The organism is Pseudomonas sp. FDAARGOS_761, assembly GCF_013343155.1.
In the GTDB taxonomy this organism is placed as follows: domain Bacteria; phylum Pseudomonadota; class Gammaproteobacteria; order Pseudomonadales; family Pseudomonadaceae; genus Pseudomonas; species Pseudomonas aeruginosa.
Genome location: NZ_CP054572.1, coordinates 1,459,591 through 1,477,984 on the forward strand (window position 1 = coordinate 1,459,591; position 18,394 = coordinate 1,477,984).

Sequence of the window (18,394 nt, forward strand, 5' to 3'; positions counted from 1 at the left end):
GATCGACGATGAACGAATCCCCCGAGAAGGACCAGCGCCACCGCGAGCGGATGGAGCGCAAGAAGGCCGTGGTCGACGAGAAGATCGCCCAGGCCCGCGACGAACGCGGCGTGCTCCTGGTGCATAGCGGCAACGGCAAGGGCAAGAGCAGCTCGGCCTTCGGCATGGTCGCGCGGGCCCTGGGCCATGGCATGAAGGTCGGTGTCGTGCAGTTCATCAAGGGCGCCGCCAGCACCGGCGAGGAAGCCTTCTTCCGGCGCTTCCCCGAGGAAGTCAGCTATCACGTGATGGGCGAGGGCTTCACCTGGGAGACCCAGGACCGCCAGCGCGACATCGCCAAGGCCGAGGCGGCCTGGAAGGTCGCCGCGCAATTGCTGGCCGACCCGGACGTTGGCCTGGTGGTGCTGGACGAACTGAACATCGCCCTCAAGCACGGCTACCTGGAACTGGACAGGGTCCTCGCCGACATCCAGGCGCGCCCGGCCATGCAGCATGTGGTGGTGACCGGTCGCGGCGCGCAGCCGGGGATGATCGAGGCCGCCGACACGGTGACCGAGATGAGCCTGGTCAAGCACGCGTTCAAGGCCGGGATCAAGGCGCAGAAAGGAGTGGAGTTCTGATGCCGGCGCCATGCGCGGAGACGCTTCGCCCATGACCCAGGCACGCTGTCCGGCCCTGCTGATCGCCGCCCCGGCCTCCGGCCAGGGCAAGACCACCGTCACCGCCGCCCTGGCCCGCCTGCATGCGCGCCAGGGGCGACGGGTGCGGGTGTTCAAGTGCGGGCCGGACTTCCTCGACCCGATGATTCTCGCCCGCGCCTCCGGCGCGCCGGTCTACCAGCTCGACCTGTGGATGGTCGGCGAGGCCGAAGCGCGACGCCTGCTGGCGCGGGCCGCCGGCGAGGCCGACCTGATCCTCATCGAAGGGGTGATGGGCCTGTTCGATGGCAACCCCTCGGCGGCAGACCTGGCGCGGCGTTTCGGCGTGCCGGTGCTGGGGGTGATCAACGGCGCGGCGATGGCCCAGACCTTCGGCGCCCTGGCCTACGGCCTGGCGCATTTCCAGCCGGACCTGCCGTTTTCCGGAGTGCTCGGCAACCGCGTCGGCAGCCAACGCCACAGCGACATCCTGCGCGATTGCCTGCCGCCTGGCATGCGCTGGTTCGGCGGCCTGCCGCGCTCGGCCGAGTTCGAACTGCCGAGCCGCCACCTGGGCCTGGTCCAGGCCGAGGAACTGGCCGATCTCGATGTGCGCCTGGACGCCGCCGCCGACGCCTTGCGGGCCAGCGCCGAGACCGACCTGCCGGAGCCGGTGACCTTCGAGGTGCCCGCTCCGGCGCCGCTGCAACGCAGCCTGGAAGGCGTGCGCATCGGCGTGGCTCGCGATGCCTCGTTCGCCTTCCTCTACCAGGCCAATCTCGACCTGCTGCGCGAACTCGGCGCCGAACTGGCGTTCTTCTCGCCGCTGCAGGACCAGGCGTTGCCCGCCGTGGACAGCCTGTACCTGCCGGGCGGCTATCCCGAACTGCACCTGGGGCGCCTGCAGGGCAATCGCGCCATGGCCGAGGCGATCCGAGCCCACCATGCCGCCGGCAAGCCGCTGCTGGCCGAGTGCGGCGGCATGCTCTACCTGCTCGACTGCCTGGAAGACGCCGACGGCGAGCGCGGCGAACTGCTCGGCCTGCTGCCGGGCCGGGCGCGCCTGCAGAAGCGCTTGACCGCCCTGGCCTTGCAGGAGGTCGAGCTGCCGGAAGGGCGGCTGCGCGGGCATACCTTCCATCACTCGACCCTCGACTGCGCCGTCGAGCCTCTGGCCCGTGGTGTCTGCCCGAACGGCCGGAACACGGCGGAGGCGGTGTTCCGTCTTGGCCGGCTGACGGCTTCCTATATCCATTTCTACCTGCCTTCCAACCCGCAGGCCGCCGCCGCGTTGCTGGCGCCCGCGCGAGACGCCGACTGACATGTCCGATTCTTCCCACGCCTTCAGCGCCACGGAACGCGCCGCCGTCTACCGGGCCATCGCCGAGCGCCGCGACATGCGCCACTTCAGCGGCGGCAGCGTGGCGCCGGAGCTGCTCGCGCGGCTGCTGGAGGCCGCGCACCAGGCGCCCAGCGTCGGCCTGATGCAACCCTGGCGCTTCATCCGTATCACCGAGCCGGCGTTACGCCGGGCCATCCACGGGCTGGTCGAGGACGAACGCGGACGCACCGCCGAAGCCCTCGGCGAGCGCTCCGACGAGTTCATGCGGCTCAAGGTAGAGGGCGTGCTGGATTGCGCCGAACTGCTGGTCGCCGCCCTGATGGACGACCGCGAGCGCCATGTGTTCGGTCGCCGGACCCTGCCGCAGATGGACCTGGCGTCGCTCGCCTGCGCGATCCAGAACCTCTGGCTGGCCAGTCGCGCCGAGGGCCTGGGGATGGGCTGGGTATCGTTGTTCGATCCGGCCGCGCTGGGCGAGTTGCTCGGCCTGCCGCCCGGCAGCGAGGCGGTGGCGGTGCTCTGCCTGGGCCCGGTGGCGGAGTTCTACCCGGCGCCGATGCTGGCGCTGGAGGGTTGGAGCGAACCGCGTCCGCTGGCCGAGCTGGTCTACCAGAACCGTTGGGGCGAGCGAGCATGAGCGCACTGCTGGGTATCCTCGGCGTGGCGCTGGATGCGCGCTTCGGCGAGCCGCAGGGCTGGCACCCGCTGGTCGCCTTCGGCCGCCTGGCCGACCGCCTGGAGCGCCGTTTCAACCGCTCGCGCCTGGCCGGCGAGGGCGATCCCGGGGTCGGCTGGCGCAGCCACGGGGTGACCGCCTGGGTCCTCGCGGTACTGCCGCTGACCCTGCTGGCCTGGGCGCTCGCTGAACTTCCCTACCTCGGCTGGCTGGTCCAGGCCCTGGCGCTGTACGCCGCGCTCGGCCTGCGCAGCCTCGGCGAGCACGCCGAACCGGTGGCGCTGGCCTTGCGCGCCGGCGACCTGGACGAGGCGCGGCGACGTGTCGGCTACCTGGTCAGCCGCGATACCCGCGAACTGGACCAGGCCGGGGTCGCCCGCGCGGCCACCGAATCGGTACTGGAGAACGGCAGCGACGCGGTTTACGCCGCGCTGTTCTGGTTCGCCGTGGCCGGCGCGCCGGGGGTGGTGCTGTATCGCCTGAGCAATACCCTGGACGCGATGTGGGGCTACCGCAACGCGCGCTTCGAGCGCTTCGGCTGGGCCGCGGCGAAGATCGACGACATCCTCAACTACCTGCCGGCGCGGCTGGTGGCGCTGACCTACGCGCTGCTCGGCGGCACCCGCCAGGCCCTGCGCTGCTGGCGCGAGCAGGCGCCGCAATGGGACAGCCCCAACGCCGGCCCGGTGATGGCCGCCGGCGCCGGTGCGCTGGGGGTTTCCCTGGGCGGCGCGGCGATCTACCACGGCGAGCTGCACCAGCGGCCGCTCCTCGGCAGCGGCCCGCAGCCGCAGGGCCGCGACATCTATCGGGCCCTGGCGCTGGTACGCCAGGGCGTGCTGCTCTGGCTGCTGGTGCTGGCCGGACTCTGGGCCATGGGGTGGCTGCATGCTTGAACACGGAGGGCGGTTGCGCGAGGCGGCGCGCCGCTACGACATTCCGCTGGCGGACTGGCTGGACCTGTCCACCGGCATCGCGCCCTGGCCGTTTCCGCTGCCGGCGATCCCCGAGCAGGCCTGGACCCGCCTGCCGGAGAGCGACGACGGCCTGGAAGCCGCCGCCTGCCTCTACTACGGCGCCGAACGGGTATTGCCGCTGGCCGGCAGCCAGGCGGCGATCCAGGCCCTGCCAAGGTTGCGGCGGGGCGGGCGGGTCGGCGTCCTGTCGCCGTGCTATGCCGAGCACGCCCACGCCTGGCGCCAGGCCGGGCACCTGGTGCGGGAGATCGGCGAGGCCGAGGTCGAGCCCTATCTCGACAGCCTCGACGTGCTGCTGGTGGTCAACCCGAACAACCCCACCGGGCGGGTCTTCGAGCCCGCCGAGCTGCTGGCCTGGCATGCCCGCCTGCAACGTCGCGGCGGCTGGCTGCTGGTCGACGAGGCGTTCATGGACTGTACCCCGCAGTCGAGCCTGGCGGCCTGTAGCAACCGGCCCGGATTGATCGTGCTGCGCTCGTTCGGCAAGTTCTTCGGCCTGGCCGGTGCGCGGCTCGGCTTCGCCCTCGGCGAACGGCCGCTGTTGCAGGCGCTAGCCGAGCAGCTCGGTCCGTGGACGGTCAATGGCCCGGTGCGCCATGTGGCCCAGAGCGCCTTGCGCGACCGCCAGCAACAGCGCCAGCAGCGCGAGCGCCTGCTGGCCGCCAGCCAGCGCCTGGAGGAACTGCTGCGCCGCCACGGCTGGCCGCCGGCGGGCGGCAGCGCGCTGTTCCAGCGCCTGGTCGATCCACGCTGCGCGGCGTTGCACGACTACCTGGCACGGCGCGGCATCCTCACCCGCCAGTTCGAGCAGCCGGCCAGCCTGCGCCTCGGCCTGCCCGCCGACGAGGCCGCCTGGGCCCGGCTCGATGCCGCGCTGCTCGGCTTCAAGGAGCCTGCTCATGCGTGATCGCGGGCGGACCCTGATGGTCCAGGGCACCACCTCGGACGCCGGCAAGAGCACCCTGGTGACCGCGCTGTGCCGCTGGCTGGCCCGGCGCGGCGTCGCGGTGGTGCCGTTCAAGCCGCAGAACATGGCGCTGAACAGCGCGGTCACCGCCGACGGCGGCGAGATCGGCCGCGCCCAGGCGGTCCAGGCCCAGGCCTGTCGGCTGGCGCCGCACACCGACATGAACCCGGTGCTGCTCAAGCCGAACACCGACATCGGCGCCCAGGTGATCATCCATGGCCGCGCGGTGACCAGCATGGACGCCGCCGCCTACCACGACTACAAGCGCGTGGCGATGGAAGCGGTGCTGGCTTCCCATGGGCGGCTCGCCGCCGCCTACCGGGTGGTGATGGTGGAGGGCGCCGGCTCGCCGGCGGAGATCAACCTGCGCGCCAACGACATCGCCAACATGGGCTTCGCCGAAGCGGTGGATTGCCCGGTGATCCTGGTCGCCGATATCGACCGCGGCGGGGTCTTCGCCCACCTGGTCGGCACCCTGGAACTGCTCTCCGACTCGGAGCGGGAGCGGGTCAAGGGCTTCGTCATCAATCGCTTCCGCGGCGACATCGCCCTGCTGCAACCCGGCCTCGACTGGCTGGAGGCGCGCACCGGCAAGCCGGTGCTCGGCGTGCTGCCCTATGTCAGCGACCTGCACCTGGAGGCGGAGGACGCCATCGACACGCGCCAGGCGGCCAAGGTCGGGCCGCGCCTGAAGGTGGTGGTGCCGGTGCTGCCGAGGATCAGCAACCACACCGATTTCGATCCGCTGCGCCTGCACCCCCAGGTCGAGTTGAGCTTCGTCGGCCCCGGCCAGGCGCTGCCGTCGGCGGACCTGATCGTCCTGCCCGGCTCGAAGAGCGTGCGCGCCGACCTCGCGGCGCTGCGCGAGCGTGGCTGGGACGAGGCGATCCTCCGTCACCTGCGCTACGGCGGTCGCCTGCTGGGGATCTGCGGCGGCCTGCAGATGCTCGGCGAGCGCCTGCACGATCCGCTCGGCCTGGAAGGCGCGGCCGGCAGCAGCGCTGGCCTCGGCCTGCTGGCGTTGGAAACGACCCTGGAGGCGGACAAGCAATTGCGCAACGTACAGGGCCGCCTGAGCCTGGAGGACGCGCCGCTGTCGGGCTACGAGATCCATGCCGGAGTCACCCGTGGCGAAGCCCTGGCGCGGCCGGCGGTGGTGCTCGACGATGGCCGCGCGGATGGTGCCCGCAGCGTCGACGGGAACGTCATGGGCACCTACCTGCATGGCCTGTTCGAATCCACCGCGGCCTGTTCGGCGTTGCTGCGCTGGGCCGGCCTGCGCGAGGTCCAGGCGGTGGACTACCAGGCCTTGCGCGAACGCGACATCGAGCGGCTCGCCGACCTGGTCGAGCGCCACCTGGATACCGGGCGATTGCTCGCCCTCTGCGGAGAACCCCATGCGTGACCTGATCCTTGGCGGCGCCCGTTCCGGCAAGAGCCGCCTGGCCGAGCGCCTGGCCGCCGAGAGCGGGCTGGCGGTGAGCTACATCGCCACCGCCCAGGCCGGCGACGGCGAAATGGGCCGGCGCATCGCCGAGCACCGCGCGCGCCGCCCGGCCCACTGGCGAACCCTGGAAGAGCCCCTGGCGCTGGCGGCGACGCTGCGCAGCGAGGCCGAGGCCGGGCGCTGTCTGTTGGTCGACTGCCTGACCCTGTGGCTGACCAACCTGCTGCTCTGCGACGATCCCCAGCGTCTCGACGGCGAGCGCGAGGCGCTGCTGGAATGTCTCGGCGCGCTGCCGGGACGGATCATCCTGGTCAGCAACGAAACCGGGCTCGGCGTGGTGCCGCTGGGCGAACTCAGCCGGCGCTACGTCGACGAGGCCGGCTGGCTGCACCAGGCCATCGCCGAACGCTGCGAGCGGGTGACCTTCACCGTCGCCGGCCTGCCCATGCCGTTGAAAGGAGAACCGCTATGAGTCTGCAATGGTGGCGCGACACCTGCCGCGAGGCGGATCCGCAGATGCGCCGGCGCGCGGCCGAACGCCAGGACCTGTTGACCAAGCCGCGCGGCTCGCTGGGCCGCCTGGAGCAGGTGGCGATCGACCTGGCGGCGTTGCAGGGGCGCGAACGACCGAGCCTGGAGAGGCTCTGGGTGACGGTCTTCGCCGGCGACCACGGGGTGGTCGCCGAGGGCGTCTCGGCCTATCCGCAGGCGGTCACCGGCGAGATGCTGCGCAACTTCGTCCGCGGCGGCGCGGCGATCAGCGTGCTGGCGCGCGAACTCGGCGCCGGCCTGGAGGTGGTCGACCTGGGCACCGCCGTCCCCCTGGAAGCCTTGCCCGGCGTGCGCCACCTGCGCCTGGCGGCGGGCACCGCGAACTTCGTCGAGGCCCCGGCGATGGGCGCCGAACAGTGCCTGCTGGCGCTCGAGGCCGGGCGCGAAAGCGTGCGCCGCGCCGAGCAGGCCGGCAGCCAGCTGTTCATCGGCGGCGAGATGGGCATCGGCAATACCACCGCGGCGGCGGCCATGGCCTGCGCGCTGCTGGATGCGCCGGCGAGCGCGCTGGTCGGGCCGGGAACCGGGCTGGACGCCAGCGGCGTGGCGCACAAGACCGCGGTGATCGAGCGCGCCCTGGCCCTGCACGGCGCCCATCGCGCCGACCCCTTCGAAACCCTCCGCCGTCTCGGTGGGCTGGAGATCGCCGCGCTGGCCGGCGCCTACCTGGCCTGCGCGCAGAAAGGCATGGTCGCCCTGGTCGACGGCTACATCTGCAGCGTCGCGGCGCTCTGCGCGGTGCGCCTGAACCCGGCCTGCCGCGACTGGCTGCTGTTCGCCCACAGTGGTGCCGAGCCGGGCCATCGGCATGTGCTCGAAGCCCTGGCGGCGCAACCGCTGCTCGACCTCGGCCTGCGCCTGGGCGAGGGCAGCGGCGCGGCGCTGGCGGTGCCGCTGCTGCGCCAGGCCTGCGCACTGCACGCGGGGATGGCGACCTTCGCCGAAGCGGCGGTCTCGGACCGCCCGGCATGAGCCTGCGCCTGGACCTCCTGCGGCATGGCGAAACCGAGTCCGGCGGCGGTTTCCGCGGCAGCCTCGACGACGCCTTGACCGCGCGTGGCTGGGCGCAGATGCGCACGGCGGTGGAAGGCGGACGCTGGGACCTGCTGGTCAGCTCGCCATTGCAACGTTGCCGCGCCTTCGCCGAGGAACTGGCGCAGCGCCAGGGGATCGAGCTGGAACTGGAAAACGATCTGCGCGAACTGCATTTCGGCGCTTGGGAGGGGCGCTCGGCGGCCGCCCTGATGGACGGCCACAGCGAGGCGCTCGGCCGCTTCTGGGCCGATCCCTACGCCTTTACCCCGCCGGGCGGCGAGCCGCTGTCCGAGTTCGAGGCGCGGGTGCTGGCCGCCCAGCGACGCCTGCGCCAGCGTCACGCCGGCCGTCGTGTGCTGCTGGTGACCCATGGCGGCGTCATGCGCCTGTTGCTCGCTCGCGCCCGTGGCTTGCCGCGCGAGCGCTTGCTGCAGGTGGACGTCGGTCATGGCGCACTGTTCGGCCTGCGCGCCGGAGAGGGCGACGATCGCTGGCACGAATGCCGGGAAGGGGAATAGCCATGCGCGAAGCCTTGCGCTCACTGCTGGTCGCCTTGCAGTTCCTCACCCGCCTGCCGGTGCGCCTGTCGGCGATGCCGACGCCGGAACAGTTCGGCCGCGCGGTGCTCTGCTATCCACTGGTCGGCGTGCTGATCGGCGTCGTGCTGTACGCCGCGGCGCGGTCGCTCGACGGTACGCCGCCGCTGTTGCAGGCAGCCTTGCTGCTGAGCCTGTGGGTAGCGCTGAGCGGCGCGCTGCACCTGGACGGCCTGGCCGACATGGCGGACGCCTGGGTCGGCGGGTTGGGCGACCGCGAGCGGACCTTGGCGATCATGAAGGACCCGCGCAGCGGCCCGGTGGCGGTGGTGGTCCTGGTACTGATCCTGTTGTTGAAGTTCTCCGCCCTGGCGGCGCTGCTCGGCCAGGGCGAGGCCGGGCTGTTGCCGCTGGCCCCGTGGCTGGCGCGCAGCAGCCTGCCGCTGCTGTTCCTGACCACGCCCTACGCGCGCCCCGGCGGCCTCGGCCAGGCCATCGCCGAGCACCTGCCGGCGCGCAGCCTGCCGTGGGTGCTGGGGGTGAGTTTCGGCCTGGCCCTGGCGTTCGGCCTGGCCGGCCTGCTGGCGTTGCTGGTGACGCTGATGCTCTTCGCCTGGCTGCGCAGCCGTTTCCTCGCGCGCCTCGGCGGCACCACCGGGGACACCGCCGGCGCGCTGGTCGAACTTACCGAGTGCGCGGTGCTGGTAGCCCTGGCTCTGTAGCCGGACGCGGCTGGCGCAGGACCGCCATGGCGCTGAGGAAGAGCAGCGCGGCGGCGGCCAGTAGCACGGCGACGAAGGCCTGGTCGAAAGCCTGCCGGGCAAGCTCGACGAGTCGCGACGCGACCTCCGGCGCCAGGCCCTCGGCGACCAACAGGGCGTCGTCGAGGCTGTCGCGGACCCGCGCCGGAAGCTCGACCGAGGGCAGCCTCAGCGACATCCCGTAGACGAAACTCATCAGGCTGCCGAGCAGGGTCACGCCGATCACCCCGCCCAGTTCGTAGGATACGTCCTCGATGGCGGCCGCCATTCCGGAACTCTGTTCGTCCACGTTGAGCATCACCGCGGTGGAGGCGGCGGTCATCGCGCCGCCGAAGCCGACGCCGAGCAGCACCAGGCTGGCCAGTTGCGCTCCGGTGGTGGCCTGGTAGGACAGGGCCAGGCCGAGCAATCCGGCGCTGCCGAGCAGCAGGGAGGCGCACATCACCCGGTTCTCGCCCCAGCGCGGCACCAGCCAGCCGGCCAGCGGCCCGACCACCAGCGAGGCCAGCGGGATCGGCAGGACGAACAGGCCGGCCTTCAGCGGCGTCAGGCCCTGCACCAGTTGCAGGTGCTGGCTGAACACCAGCTCCATGCCGACCAGCGCCATGGTCGCCACCAGGGCCACCGCGACGCCGCGGGCGAAGCGCCGGTTGCGGAACAGCGCGAAGTCGATCATCGGCTCGCGGGCGCGGCGCTGGCGGCGGACGAACAGGTACAGGCAGAGCATGCCGCCGAGCGCGGCGAGGACGGCCAGTCGGAAGTCCGGGGCGCGCGCGCTGAGTTCCTTGATCGCATAGACCACCCCGACCAGGCCGAACATCACCTGCAGCGAGCCGAGGGCGTCCCATGGTCGCCGTGACTGGCCGCCGCAGGCGGGGATGGCCGGCAGCGCCAGCAACAGGGCGATGGCCACCACCGGGACGTTGATGAGGAACACCGAGCCCCACCAGAAGAACTCCAGCAGCACGCCACCGACCACCGGCCCCAGCGCCGCGCCGGCAGAGGCGACGGAGGCCCAGATGCCGATGGCCAGAGCGCGTTCGCGTTCGTCCTGGAAGACATGGCGGACGATCGACAGGGTCGCCGGCATCATCAGCGCCGCGCCCACCGCCAACCCGGCGCGGGCGGCGATCAGCGCCGCGGCGCTGGGGGCGAAGGCGGCGCACAGCGAGGCCAGGCCGAACAGCGGCAGGCCGGCGAGGAACAGCCGCTTGTGGCCAAGGCGGTCGCTGAGCAAGCCGGCGCCGGGCAGCAGGCCGGCGACCACCAGCGGATAGGCGTTGACGATCCAGAGCTTCTCCGCGGCCGTCGCACCGAGGTCGTGGGTCAGGCGCGGCAGGGCCGTGTAGAGCACGGTCATGTCGATGATGATGAGGAACAGGGCGCTGGAGACGATGGCCAGGACCAGCCAGCGGTTCTGCCGGAACATGGGATAACCTCTGTGGCGAACGGTTCTTCGCTCGCCGTGGATAACGGGAATTGCGCGCCACGGGCGGACGCGTGAAAATATAAATACATACGTATGGATTTAAACTCAAGAGGTAGCCATGGGACGCCGACGAACGATCGACCGCAACCAGTTGCTCGATGCCGCCGAGGCGGTGATCGCCCGCGAGGGCGCGGCCGGCCTGACCATCGATGCGGTGGCGAAGGAAATGGGCATCACCAAGGGCGGCGTGCAGTACTGCTTCGGTACCAAGGACGCGCTGATCGACGCGATCTTCGAGCGCTGGGGCAAGGCCTACGACAGCCTGTTCGAAGCGGTGGCGGGGAAGCAGCCGACGCCGCTGACGCGGGTTCGCGCGCATGCCGAGGCGACCCAGCGTTCGGACGAGTTGTCCAGCAGCAAGGCGGCGGCGCTGATGGCGGCGCTGATCCAGACGCCCGAGCACCTGGAGGGCAGCAACCAGTGGTATCGCAGCCGGTTGGAAGGCCTGGACCTGTCCGCACCCGAGGGGCGCCGTGCGCGCCTGGCGTTCCTGGCGGTGGAGGGCGCCTTCATGTTGCGCTACTTCCGCCTGATGGACATTGGCCAGGACGAGTGGGACTCGATGCTCGACGACGTCCGTGCGTTGTTGCTGACGGCGGCTGGCGCCAGCGGAGACTGAGGCTCCGCTGGCGCGCTGCGGGTGGTCGCCTCAGTCGAAGGCGAAGTGCTCGCTCTTCAGGTCCATGATCGAACCGGTCGGCTTCGCCATCGCCGCCGCGTGGCCCTTGGCGCGCGGAAGCAGGCGGGCGAAGTAGAACTCGCTGGTGGCGATCTTGGCCTTGTAGAAGTCCGCCGACTCGCTGCCGCCCTGGCGCAGCCGCCGGCGCGCAGCGGCTTCCTGGAGGGCCCAGGAATAGGCCAGCGTGGCGTAGCCGGAGAACATCAGGTAGTCGTGGCTGGCGGTGCTCACCAGATCGCGTTGCTTGCGCGCGGTGAGGGCGATGCGCAGGGTCAGCAGGTTCCATTGGGCGCAGAGCTTGAGCAGCACCAGGGCGCGGCCGCGCATGCGCGGCTCGTTCTTCAGCAGGTCGACGGCGAACCGGGCCACGCCCCTGGTGAAGTCGCGCACGGCCTTGCCCTGGGTCATCAGCAGGACCTTGCGGCCGAGCAGGTCGAGGGCCTGGATGCCGGTGGTGCCTTCGTAGAGGGTGGCGATCCGCGCATCGCGGACGATCTGCTCCATGCCGTGTTCGCGGATATAGCCGTGGCCGCCGAACACCTGCATGCCGAGGTTGGCGCTTTCCAGGCCGAGTTCGGTCAGGCAGCCCTTGAGGATCGGCGTGAGGAAGCCGAGCTTGTCGTCCCAGCGTTCGTATTCGGCGTCGTCGTTGCTGAGGATGCCCTGGATCATCCGGTCGGCGTACTGGGTGGCCAGGTAGACCAGCGCCCGGCCGCCTTCGGCGATGGCTTTCTGGGTCAGCAGCATGCGCCGCACGTCACCGTGGTGCATCAGGCTGTCGGCGACCTGGTCGGGTTCCTTGGTCCCGGAGAGCGCGCGCATGGAGCGGCGTTCGCGGGCGTAGGCGAGGGCGCCCTGGTAGGCCAGCTCGGCGGTGGCCACGCCCTGGATGGCGGTGCCGATGCGGGCGCTGTTCATGAAGGTGAACATGCATTCCAGGCCCTTGTTCGGCGGTCCGATGAGGAAGCCGGTGGCGCCGTCGAAGTTCATCACGCAGGTGGCCGAGGCCTTGATCCCCATCTTCTTCTCCAGCGCGCCGCAACTCACGCCGTTGCGCGGGCCGAGCGCGCCGCCTTCGCCGGGAAGGAACTTGGGCACGATGAACAGGGAAATGCCGCGGGTGCCCTTCGGTGCGTCCGGCAGGCGGGCGAGGACGATGTGGACGATGTTCTCGGTGAGGTCGTGTTCGCCGGAAGAGATGAATATCTTCGTCCCGCTGATGGCGTAGCTACCGTCGGGGTTGGCCTCGGCGCGGGTCTTCACCTGGCCGAGATCGGTGCCGCACTGCGGCTCGGTGAGGCACATGGTGCCGCCCCAGCGGCCCTCGGTGAGCGGAACCAGGTAGGTCTGCTTCTGTGCCTCGGTGCCGTGCTGCATCAGGGTGTTCATCGCGCCGAGGGAGAGGCCGGGATACATGGAGAACGGCCAGTTGGCGGTGCCCATCATCTCCTGCTTGAGCGCGCCGAGGCTCATCGGCAGGCCCTGGCCACCGTACTCCACCGGGTGCGAGAGGCCCTGCCAGCCGCCGGCGACGTAGGCCTCGTAGGCTTCCTTGTAGCCCTTCGGCGTCCGTACTTCGCCGTTCTCCAGGTGGCAGCCTTCCTCGTCGCCGCTGTGGTAGAGCGGGGCGATCACTTCCTCGCAGAGCTTCGCGCATTCGCCGAGGATCGCATCGACCATGTCCGGCGTGGCTTCGGCTCCGTTGACCAGGTTGCGGTAATGCTCGGGGAAATCGAAGACTTCGTTGAGCAGGAAGCGCGTGTCGCGCAGCGGGGCTTTGTAAACGGGCATGGCTACCTCGGCGATGGATGGAGGGCGCCGGGTGCTCCCGGTCGCCGCTGACAGCGCGAGTTATAGGCCAGCGCCCGGCGTCCGGCCTTGGCAGGGGCAACAGACGGCGTTGGCAGTTCGGACAATCCGCTTGACCGACGAGAGGTACGGGTATATACACGCATCCATGCTACCGACCCAATGCCTCTGTACCAAACTGCGTCGCGCCGCCCGCAGCGTTTCCCGCTTCTACGACGAGGCGCTGGCCGATACCGGCCTCAAGGTGGCGCAGTTTTCCCTGCTGCGGCACCTGCAGCGCCTGGACCGGCCGAGCATTTCCGAACTCGCCGAAGCCATGGGACTCGACCGCAGCACCCTCGGTCGCAACCTGCGGGTGCTGGAAGGCGACGGCCTGCTGCGCCTGACCGGCGGCGAGGACCAGCGCAACCGCCTGGTCGAGCTGACGCCTGCCGGGCTGGATGCCCTGGAACGCGGAACGCCGGCCTGGGAAGACGCGCAGCGGCGTCTCGCCGGGCGCCTTGGCGAGGAGCGCAGCGGCGCCTTGGCGGCGTTGCTGGTGGAGCTGGAGCGACTGGACTGACAACCGACGAAGCCTCTCGCCGAGGCGCTTCGTTCACGACAAAGCGGGTATATACCCGTAGATGGAGCGACCCATGCCGCGTGCCGCCTTCTGGATCCTGCTGTCCGGAGCCATGATCCTCGCCCTGTCCCTCGGCGTGCGACATGGCTTCGGCCTGTTCCTCGCGCCGATGAGCGCCGACTTCGGCTGGGGCCGCGAAGTCTTCGCCTTCGCCATCGCCTTGCAGAACCTGGTCTGGGGCCTGGCCCAGCCGTTCACCGGGGCGCTCGCCGACCGCTACGGCGCGGCGCGGGCGGTGCTGGTGGGGGGCCTGCTGTACGCCCTCGGCCTGGTCCTGATGGGACTCTCGCAGTCGGCCAGTGGGCTGTCGCTGAGCGCCGGCCTGCTGATCGGCCTGGGCCTTTCCGGCACCTCGTTCTCGGTGATCCTCGGCGCCGTCGGCCGCGCAGTGCCGGCGGAGCAGCGCAGCATGGCGATGGGTATCTCCAGCGCGGCCGGCTCCTTCGGCCAGTTCGCCATGCTGCCCGGTACCCTCGGCCTGATCGGCTGGCTGGGCTGGTCCTCGGCCCTGCTCGCCCTGGGCCTGCTGGTGGCGCTGATCGTGCCGCTGGCCGGGCTGATGAAGGATCGCCCGTTGCCGCCGCAGGGCCACGAACAGAGCCTCGGCGAAGCGCTGCGCGAGGCCTGCGCGCATTCCGGGTTCTGGCTGCTGGCGCTGGGCTTCTTCGTCTGCGGCTTCCAGGTGGTGTTCATCGGCGTACACCTGCCGGCCTACCTGGTCGACCAGCACCTGCCGGCGCAGGTCGGCACCACGGTGCTGGCGCTGGTCGGGCTGTTCAACGTGTTCGGCACCTACATCGCCGGCTGGCTCGGCGGGCGCTGGTCGAAGCCGCGCCTGCTGACCGCGCTGTACCTGGTGCGCGGGGTAGTGATCGTGCTGTTTCTCTGGCTGCCGCTGAGCGTCTACAGCGCCTACGCCTTCGGCGTGGCCATGGGGCTGCTGTGGCTGTCCACGGTGCCCCTGACCAACGGCACCGTGGCGACCCTGTTCGGCGTGCGCAACCTGTCGATGCTCGGCGGCATCGTGTTCCTCTTCCACCAGTTGGGCGCCTTCCTCGGCGGCTGGTTGGGCGGGGTGGTCTACGACCGCACCGGCAGCTACGACCTGGTCTGGCAGTTGTCGATCCTGCTAAGCCTGCTCGCGGCGCTGCTCAACTGGCCGGTGCGCGAGCGTCCGGTGGCGCGCCTGCAGGTGGCCGGAGGCGCGGCGTGAAGCTGGCCTGGCTGCTCGCCGCCGGGGCGCTGCTGGGACTCGCCTGGTGGGGCTGGCAGCGTGGCGGACTGGCGCTGCTGGAACTGGGCATGGGCGCATGCTGATAGGTGGCGATAGGCGCGGGGAAGGGTAAGCTGGGACATTCGTCGCCAAGGAGCCATTCCATGAAACCTCGCGTGCTGTTGTCCGCCCTGGCGCTCGCCGGGCTGCCGCTGAGCGGCTGGGCCGCCGATTGCCCGGAACTGTTGCAGGGCCAGTTGACCAAGCTGCGTTCCAAGGAAAGCATCGATCTTTGCCAGCGTTACGCCGGCAAGCCGCTGGTGGTGGTCAACACTGCCAGCCACTGTGGCTTCACCCCGCAGTTCAAGGGGCTCGAGGCGCTCTACCAGCGCTACAAGGGGCAGGGCCTGGAAGTGCTCGGGGTACCCTCCGACGACTTCAAGCAGGAAGCCGCGGATACCGCCGAGACCGCGAAGATCTGCTATGGCAACTACGGCGTGACCTTCGCCATGACCCAGCCGCAGCACGTGCGCGGCGACGAGGCGATCCCGCTGTTCCGCCAGTTGGCCGAGCAGAGCGGCCAGGCGCCGCGCTGGAATTTCTACAAGTACGTGGTGGATCGCCAGGGCAGGGTGGTCGCGCAGTTCTCCAGCAAGACCACCCCGGACGATCCGCAGCTCCAGGCCGCCATCGAGAAAGCCATCGCCAGCCAGCCCTGAGGAGCAGGCATGAAAAAGCCGGGCAATGCCCGGCTTCTTCGTTGGCGCGTGCGATCAGAAGCGATAGGTGACCTGGGCGGTCAGGCCATGCGCGCTGTTGTCGTACTTGGCGCTGTAGGCCGGCTGCAGGGCGCTGCCTTCCTGGTTGACGCCGGCAGTGGTTTCCCACAGGTAGGCGTAGGCCACGTCGACGGTCAGGTCCTGGTTCGGCGACCAGCCGGCACCGACGGTGAAGACCTTGCGGTCGCCCACCGGGATGCGCACGTTGCGGTCCTCGTTGGTGGTCGGCGAGGGCTCGTAGGCAAAGCCGGTGCGCAGCACCCACTCCGGGGTGGCCTGGTAGGAGGTACCTACCGAGAAGGACCAGGTGTCGCGCCAGTTCAGGTCTTCGCCGATGGTGTTGAAGCCCAGGGCCTGGCCGAGCGCCGGTACGCCGCTGTTGCGCACTTCGATCTTCTCCAGGCGGCTCCAGCGGGTCCAGACGGCGCCCAGGTAGCCCGTCCACTTGTCGTCGAACTTGTGGGTGATGGAGGTATCCACCGATTCCGGCAGGGTGATGTCCAGCTTGGCGTCGTACTTGCCGTTCAGGCCCAGGGCACCCGGAGCGTTCTTCACTTCGGTGTTGCCGCCCAGGTGGTACTTGACCTTGGAGTGGTAGGTCAGGCCCCAGGTGGTGTCGTCGGTCAGGTCGACCATCACGCCGACGTTGTAGCCGATGGCGGTGTCGTCGCCCTTGATGTTGATCTTGGTATCGCCGTTGCTGCCGAGCAGGCCATTGGTGGCCAGGGTGTTCTTCAACTGGCCGTCGATGCGGTTGAAGGTCGGACCGAAGCCGACGGAAACCTTGTCGTTGATCTTCCAGGCGATGGTCGGCTGCACGGTGATCACCTGCACCTTGCTATAGGAGCCGTGGGAGCTGCCCATGAAGCCGTTTTCGTAATCGTTGATGATGCCGTAGGGCACGTAGATGCCCAGGCCGAAAGTGAAATCTTCGTTGATCGGCGTGGAGAAGTAGCCGAACGGTACGGCGGCCAGCGGTACCGAGTCGCCCTTGTTGCTGCCCTGGGCGGTGCTGTGGGCCTGGCTGATGTCGTCCTTGGCCTTGACGATGGCCAGACCGCCGCTGACTTCGGTGCGTTTCAGCTTGGACAGGCCGGCCGGGTTGCCGTAGATGGTGCTGGCATCGAGCGCGGACGAGGCGCGGCCGGCGTACGCGGTGCCGGCGCCGCTGGCGCTCTGTTCGTTGATGGCGATGCCGTTGGCGAGGGTGTAGGTGGAGACAGCGCTAATGGTCAGTGCGAGAGAGGTTTTAAACCATATTGTTTTCATTGTTGGAGCAACTCCTGTGTATAACGGCGCGCAAACTACCAAGATTCCCAGACCGGCGCCAGTGTTCCGAAGTTCCGCAGGGTGCGGAACAGAGCGGTTGGCTCCGGTGCCAGTGAAGCGAAGGTAGCGCAACCGTTCGTGTCTGTATGTAAAAAATTTTCTGACCGGTTGGTCTGTTTCGGACGCGGGATTTTTCCATTCGCCGTCAGGCGACCTGGCTGAGGCTGCCGATGCAGCGTTGCCAGGCGTCGATGAACTCGCGCAGGCGACCGTGCGGCTGGAATACCTGGCGCCACACGCGAGCCTGGGCGAGGTGGTCGTGCTGGTCGGGCAGCGGCAGTCGCGCGGCTTCCACCAGCGACCAGGCGATGGCCGTGCTGTAGCGCAGGTTCACCGTCAGTTCCAGGTGCGGCGCGGCGAGGAAGGCATGCTGGCTGGCCAGGCCGCGGACCCGGCTGGCGCGCTCCGGGTCCAGCGCCAGGTACTGGTCCCAGAGCTGCTGGTGGCGTTCGCTGGCGATCCGGTACAGGCCGTGGCCACGGCGGTCGTCGAGGGCGCTCCCCAGCGCCGACTGGCAGGCCGCCGCGCCCAGCAGCAGCGCTTCGGCGGCGGGGCTGTGGCAGGACAGGTAGTCCAGGGTCGGGCGTATCACGTGCTGGCAAAGATCGTTGGCGGAAATACCCATGACGGCCTCGCGCAAGGTGGATCGGCGGGGCCGGGCAGTTTGGCAGCTTCTATTCCGATGGCCCCGCCGATAGCGGACTTAGCCGCTTGATTTGAAGTGTAGTGAAACAAGTCAGCTGTAAAGGACTGTTTTTAAATTGTTTCCAGCTTTAGAGAACGGCTGATATGCCCGCTGGAAATTAAACCGGCGCGTCCTTGCTTCGCTTGTGCTGGGCGGCATTCTCAGCCCCTGCGCAGGCTGTAGAGGAAGTCGCGGATGATGGCTTTCACTTCATTGGCCGCTTGCCGCTTGTTGCGTGCATCGCGAAGACTCATCGCGGCCTGGGTAAGGAAGCCGTAGAGCTGGCCGACCAGGGTTTCCCGGCGGTAGTCCTTGAGTTCGCCACTGGCCGCCAGTTCGTCCACCAGGCGCCCGACGTAGCGCAGCGTATGGCGCGAGTCGATGCGTTTCCATCGCTCCCAGCCGACGACCGTGATCACCTCCTGCAGCGACAGTTGCCGCTTGCCGCGCGCCATCACGCTGTCGATGAAGGCCTCGGCCAGCGCGGCGGCCTCCGCCCACTTGTCGACCTGCGCCGGCACCCTGTCCAGGTCCTCGGCGATCGTCCGTACCTGGCGTTCGTAGCATTCGGCGAGCAGTTCCTGCTTGCTGTCGAAGTGGTGGTAGAACGCGCCCTTGGTCACGCGCGCCTCGCGCGCGATGGCGTCGATGGAGACGCCGCCATAGCCATGTTCGATGAAGGCGGAGAGGGCGCTTTCCAGCAGTGCCTCGCGGGTCGCCTCGGCATTTTCCTGCTGCCTGCTCTTGACATTCATACTGTTGCCTTCTTACATACCGTCGGTATGTTCATGCTAGCACGCCTGGCGATCCGTCGAGCATTGCGTCCGTCCCGGCTGCTCGAACCCGCACGGAAAAGGA

19 protein-coding genes are annotated in these 18,394 nt (G+C 69.6%); 14 read left to right on the forward strand and 5 right to left on the reverse strand.

Features of this window, described 5'->3' with window-relative positions:
* The first annotated feature begins 8 nt into the window (after nucleotides 1-8).
* Genes cobO through FOC67_RS07000 form a run of 10 tightly spaced genes read left to right on the forward strand, consistent with a single transcriptional unit; the run spans nucleotide 9 to nucleotide 8,892 of the window.
* A complete protein-coding gene (cobO, locus tag FOC67_RS06955) occupies nucleotides 9-620 on the forward strand; it encodes a cob(I)yrinic acid a,c-diamide adenosyltransferase (RefSeq protein ID WP_003086769.1) in 612 nt (203 codons plus the stop codon).
* A 31-nt stretch (nucleotides 621-651) separates the two neighbouring features.
* Nucleotides 652-1,959: a cobyrinate a,c-diamide synthase gene (locus FOC67_RS06960; RefSeq protein ID WP_003086772.1), complete on the forward strand. Its 1,308-nt coding sequence runs from the start codon at nucleotides 652-654 to the stop codon at nucleotides 1,957-1,959.
* Between the two features lies 1 nt (nucleotide 1,960).
* Nucleotides 1,961-2,617, forward strand: a complete 657-nt coding sequence (bluB, locus tag FOC67_RS06965) for a 5,6-dimethylbenzimidazole synthase (protein ID WP_003086774.1) — start codon at nucleotides 1,961-1,963, stop codon at nucleotides 2,615-2,617.
* Entirely contained in the window at nucleotides 2,614-3,552 is a 939-nt protein-coding gene (cbiB, locus tag FOC67_RS06970) for an adenosylcobinamide-phosphate synthase CbiB (protein ID WP_003111871.1), read from the forward strand. Before bluB ends, cbiB begins: the two co-directional genes overlap by 4 nt.
* Entirely contained in the window at nucleotides 3,545-4,540 is a 996-nt protein-coding gene (gene cobD, locus FOC67_RS06975) for a threonine-phosphate decarboxylase CobD (RefSeq protein WP_003158252.1), read from the forward strand. Before cbiB ends, cobD begins: the two co-directional genes overlap by 8 nt.
* Nucleotides 4,533-6,005 (forward strand): cobyric acid synthase, encoded by a 1,473-nt coding sequence (locus FOC67_RS06980; protein WP_033941070.1) that lies wholly within the window; start codon nucleotides 4,533-4,535, stop codon nucleotides 6,003-6,005. The genes cobD and FOC67_RS06980 overlap by 8 nt, the downstream gene beginning before the upstream one ends.
* Nucleotides 5,998-6,519, forward strand: coding sequence for a bifunctional adenosylcobinamide kinase/adenosylcobinamide-phosphate guanylyltransferase (cobU, locus tag FOC67_RS06985; RefSeq protein ID WP_003162533.1), 522 nt, complete (start codon nucleotides 5,998-6,000; stop codon nucleotides 6,517-6,519). The genes FOC67_RS06980 and cobU overlap by 8 nt, the downstream gene beginning before the upstream one ends.
* Entirely contained in the window at nucleotides 6,516-7,571 is a 1,056-nt protein-coding gene (cobT, locus tag FOC67_RS06990) for a nicotinate-nucleotide--dimethylbenzimidazole phosphoribosyltransferase (protein ID WP_009314879.1), read from the forward strand. Before cobU ends, cobT begins: the two co-directional genes overlap by 4 nt.
* A complete protein-coding gene (gene cobC, locus FOC67_RS06995) occupies nucleotides 7,568-8,152 on the forward strand; it encodes an alpha-ribazole phosphatase family protein (protein WP_009314878.1) in 585 nt (194 codons plus the stop codon). Before cobT ends, cobC begins: the two co-directional genes overlap by 4 nt.
* Before the next feature lie 2 nt (nucleotides 8,153-8,154).
* Nucleotides 8,155-8,892, forward strand: a complete 738-nt coding sequence (locus FOC67_RS07000) for an adenosylcobinamide-GDP ribazoletransferase (RefSeq protein WP_004348782.1) — start codon at nucleotides 8,155-8,157, stop codon at nucleotides 8,890-8,892.
* Here FOC67_RS07000 and FOC67_RS07005 read toward each other — a convergent pair.
* On the reverse strand, nucleotides 8,855-10,360 hold the full coding sequence (locus FOC67_RS07005; protein ID WP_174707713.1) for an MFS transporter: 1,506 nt from the start codon (nucleotides 10,358-10,360) through the stop codon (nucleotides 8,855-8,857). The two genes, FOC67_RS07000 and FOC67_RS07005, sit on opposite strands and share 38 nt — an antisense overlap.
* Nucleotides 10,361-10,478: 118 nt before the next feature.
* Between FOC67_RS07005 and FOC67_RS07010 the strand changes: the two genes are divergently transcribed.
* Complete coding sequence (locus FOC67_RS07010; protein ID WP_009314875.1) at nucleotides 10,479-11,039, forward strand: TetR/AcrR family transcriptional regulator; 561 nt, start codon at nucleotides 10,479-10,481, stop codon at nucleotides 11,037-11,039.
* 30 nt (nucleotides 11,040-11,069) lie between these two features.
* Here the strand turns inward: FOC67_RS07010 and FOC67_RS07015 are convergent, their stop codons facing one another.
* Entirely contained in the window at nucleotides 11,070-12,890 is a 1,821-nt protein-coding gene (locus tag FOC67_RS07015) for an acyl-CoA dehydrogenase C-terminal domain-containing protein (protein ID WP_009314874.1), read from the reverse strand.
* Between the two features lie 130 nt (nucleotides 12,891-13,020).
* On the opposite strand from FOC67_RS07015, the gene FOC67_RS07020 reads away from it, so the two are divergent.
* The 3 genes from FOC67_RS07020 (at nucleotide 13,021) to FOC67_RS07030 (ending at nucleotide 15,462) form a co-directional block, all read left to right on the forward strand.
* Nucleotides 13,021-13,470, forward strand: a complete 450-nt coding sequence (locus FOC67_RS07020; protein WP_079993416.1) for a MarR family winged helix-turn-helix transcriptional regulator — start codon at nucleotides 13,021-13,023, stop codon at nucleotides 13,468-13,470.
* Between the two features lie 73 nt (nucleotides 13,471-13,543).
* Nucleotides 13,544-14,743, forward strand: a complete 1,200-nt coding sequence (locus FOC67_RS07025) for an MFS transporter (RefSeq protein WP_174707714.1) — start codon at nucleotides 13,544-13,546, stop codon at nucleotides 14,741-14,743.
* 164 nt (nucleotides 14,744-14,907) lie between these two features.
* Nucleotides 14,908-15,462, forward strand: coding sequence for a glutathione peroxidase (locus tag FOC67_RS07030; RefSeq protein WP_003086801.1), 555 nt, complete (start codon nucleotides 14,908-14,910; stop codon nucleotides 15,460-15,462).
* Nucleotides 15,463-15,516: 54 nt separating this feature from the next.
* Here the strand turns inward: FOC67_RS07030 and FOC67_RS07035 are convergent, their stop codons facing one another.
* The 3 genes from FOC67_RS07035 to FOC67_RS07045 all read right to left on the reverse strand — a co-directional run bounded on the left by FOC67_RS07035 (nucleotide 15,517) and on the right by FOC67_RS07045 (nucleotide 18,291).
* Complete coding sequence (locus FOC67_RS07035) at nucleotides 15,517-16,791, reverse strand: outer membrane protein transport protein (protein ID WP_003133490.1); 1,275 nt, start codon at nucleotides 16,789-16,791, stop codon at nucleotides 15,517-15,519.
* Between the two features lie 205 nt (nucleotides 16,792-16,996).
* The gene (locus FOC67_RS07040) at nucleotides 16,997-17,476 is read right to left on the reverse strand and encodes a hypothetical protein (protein ID WP_009314871.1); all 480 of its coding nucleotides are present in this window, start codon (nucleotides 17,474-17,476) and stop codon (nucleotides 16,997-16,999) included.
* Nucleotides 17,477-17,697: 221 nt separating this feature from the next.
* Nucleotides 17,698-18,291: a TetR family transcriptional regulator gene (locus tag FOC67_RS07045; protein WP_009314870.1), complete on the reverse strand. Its 594-nt coding sequence runs from the start codon at nucleotides 18,289-18,291 to the stop codon at nucleotides 17,698-17,700.
* Nucleotides 18,292-18,394: the final 103 nt, after the last annotated feature.

Excerpts from the sequence above, each read along its gene's own strand:
- cobO (WP_003086769.1), top strand. The coding sequence starts at position 9 with ATGAACGAATCCCCCGAGAAGGACCAGCGCCACCGCGAGCGGATGGAG.
- FOC67_RS06960 (WP_003086772.1), top strand. The coding sequence starts at position 652 with ATGACCCAGGCACGCTGTCCGGCCCTGCTGATCGCCGCCCCGGCCTCC.
- bluB (WP_003086774.1), top strand. The coding sequence starts at position 1,961 with ATGTCCGATTCTTCCCACGCCTTCAGCGCCACGGAACGCGCCGCCGTC.
- cbiB (WP_003111871.1), top strand. The coding sequence starts at position 2,614 with ATGAGCGCACTGCTGGGTATCCTCGGCGTGGCGCTGGATGCGCGCTTC.
- cobD (WP_003158252.1), top strand. The coding sequence starts at position 3,545 with ATGCTTGAACACGGAGGGCGGTTGCGCGAGGCGGCGCGCCGCTACGAC.
- FOC67_RS06980 (WP_033941070.1), top strand. The coding sequence starts at position 4,533 with ATGCGTGATCGCGGGCGGACCCTGATGGTCCAGGGCACCACCTCGGAC.
- cobU (WP_003162533.1), top strand. The coding sequence starts at position 5,998 with ATGCGTGACCTGATCCTTGGCGGCGCCCGTTCCGGCAAGAGCCGCCTG.
- cobT (WP_009314879.1), top strand. The coding sequence starts at position 6,516 with ATGAGTCTGCAATGGTGGCGCGACACCTGCCGCGAGGCGGATCCGCAG.
- cobC (WP_009314878.1), top strand. The coding sequence starts at position 7,568 with ATGAGCCTGCGCCTGGACCTCCTGCGGCATGGCGAAACCGAGTCCGGC.
- FOC67_RS07000 (WP_004348782.1), top strand. The coding sequence starts at position 8,155 with ATGCGCGAAGCCTTGCGCTCACTGCTGGTCGCCTTGCAGTTCCTCACC.
- FOC67_RS07005 (WP_174707713.1), bottom strand. The coding sequence starts at position 10,360 with ATGTTCCGGCAGAACCGCTGGCTGGTCCTGGCCATCGTCTCCAGCGCC.
- FOC67_RS07010 (WP_009314875.1), top strand. The coding sequence starts at position 10,479 with ATGGGACGCCGACGAACGATCGACCGCAACCAGTTGCTCGATGCCGCC.
- FOC67_RS07015 (WP_009314874.1), bottom strand. The coding sequence starts at position 12,890 with ATGCCCGTTTACAAAGCCCCGCTGCGCGACACGCGCTTCCTGCTCAAC.
- FOC67_RS07025 (WP_174707714.1), top strand. The coding sequence starts at position 13,544 with ATGCCGCGTGCCGCCTTCTGGATCCTGCTGTCCGGAGCCATGATCCTC.
- FOC67_RS07030 (WP_003086801.1), top strand. The coding sequence starts at position 14,908 with ATGAAACCTCGCGTGCTGTTGTCCGCCCTGGCGCTCGCCGGGCTGCCG.
- FOC67_RS07035 (WP_003133490.1), bottom strand. The coding sequence starts at position 16,791 with ATGAAAACAATATGGTTTAAAACCTCTCTCGCACTGACCATTAGCGCT.
- FOC67_RS07040 (WP_009314871.1), bottom strand. The coding sequence starts at position 17,476 with ATGGGTATTTCCGCCAACGATCTTTGCCAGCACGTGATACGCCCGACC.
- FOC67_RS07045 (WP_009314870.1), bottom strand. The coding sequence starts at position 18,291 with ATGAATGTCAAGAGCAGGCAGCAGGAAAATGCCGAGGCGACCCGCGAG.